The sequence below is a fragment of the Noviherbaspirillum aridicola genome (genome assembly GCF_019656455.1).
Classification (GTDB): domain Bacteria; phylum Pseudomonadota; class Gammaproteobacteria; order Burkholderiales; family Burkholderiaceae_D; genus Noviherbaspirillum; species Noviherbaspirillum aridicola.
In genome coordinates this window covers 1-1,323 of sequence record NZ_BPMK01000035.1, presented here as the reverse complement: position 1 = coordinate 1,323, position 1,323 = coordinate 1, and the positions used below count along the sequence as shown (strand labels likewise).

The window sequence follows — 1,323 nt, the reverse complement described above, 5'->3', positions numbered from 1 at the left end:
TGACCCGTCCTGCTATAGGTTGACGGTTAAGCAGGGTAAATTATCTGCCTGATCGCTCCTTTGAAACGCCCGATGCACTGCATCGGGCGTTTTGTATTGGAGGGCCAGGTGCGGACGTTCCCGGTTGTAAATCTGTACCGACTGGCGCACCATCATCCGGGCCTGCTCCAGGTTCTCAGGACGGTGGAGCAGGAACTCACCCTTGAGAATGCCGTTGACCCTCTCTGCCAGCGCATTCTGATAGCAGTCATAGCCATCGGTCATGGAACAAGTCAGCCCATGTTGCGCGTGCAATCGCTGATAGGCGGTCGAGCAATACTGGATGCCGCGGTCGGAATGATGGATGAGCTGCTCCCGGCTCTGCCTGGCGCGTAAAGCCATTTTCAATGCCCGCGCCACTTCCTCGGTTTGCAGGGTTGCGTGCACATGGTAGCCGACGATCTTTCGAGAGTACGCGTCAGTGACCAAACTCAGATAGACGCATTTCTCGCGCGTAGGCAGATAGGTGATATCGGCCACCCAGACCTGCTCAGGACGTTGTGCCACGGATTTGCACGACTTCAAGAGATTGGGGTGCTTGTGGAATCGATGGAAGCTGTTCGTTGTCTTGTGAAACGCACGCTGAGGCGGAACCAGCAAATGAGCCCGCTTGAGAACCCGGAACAGCGCATCCCGGCCCATCTTGATTCCCGCGCAGGCCAATGGCTGCTTGAGCAAATAGTGTAGTTTGCGACCGCCAATGCGAGGTTGACGCCGCCGCGTCTGGCGCACCAACTCAACAACCTGCCGATCCCGCGCCTGCTGGGCGGCCTCTGCCTGACACTGCTGATAATAGGCTTGACGGCTCATACCAATGTAACGACACGCTCTGGCGAGACTCAAGCCGGCTATCCGCCTTTGCTCGATGACCCGCCGGAATGCTTTTTTGGCAGCTTCACCCCATACTCTTTCCGAATGACGTCGAGCATGGCTTCCAACAACTGGGCCTTCTCACTGGCTTGCTTGAGCTCCGTTTCCAGCTGCTTAATTCGCTGCTCCGGACTCATCGGCTGCTCTGGCTTGCTCACGGGATCACTCCTGCGCTTGCTGGTTCCTCCCAGCCTACCCCAGTCTTGCCGTCCGTGTTTGCGCAACCAGACCAATACCGTCGATCGGCCTTGAATTCCGTACCGCCGCTGCGCCTGCTTGTACGTCAGCTCGCCTTTTTCCACCTCGTCAACTACCGCCAACTTAAAAGCCAGCGTGTAGTCCCGCTGCGTACGCTTGATCCCTCTGTCCATTTGACACCTCCAAAAAAGTGTCAACGCATTTCAGGACGGGTCA

At 57.0% G+C, this 1,323-nt stretch carries 1 protein-coding gene; it reads right to left on the bottom strand.

From position 1 onward, the window contains the following. Positions 1 to 12 precede the first annotated feature (12 nt). Positions 13 to 1,280 (bottom strand): IS3 family transposase gene (locus NCCP691_RS21175; RefSeq protein ID WP_373870380.1). Its coding sequence is split into 2 segments (ribosomal slippage): positions 13 to 929 and positions 929 to 1,280, totalling 1,269 coding nucleotides; the frame shifts between segments, so codons are not numbered across the junction. Between the last annotated feature and the right edge of the window lie 43 nt (positions 1,281 to 1,323).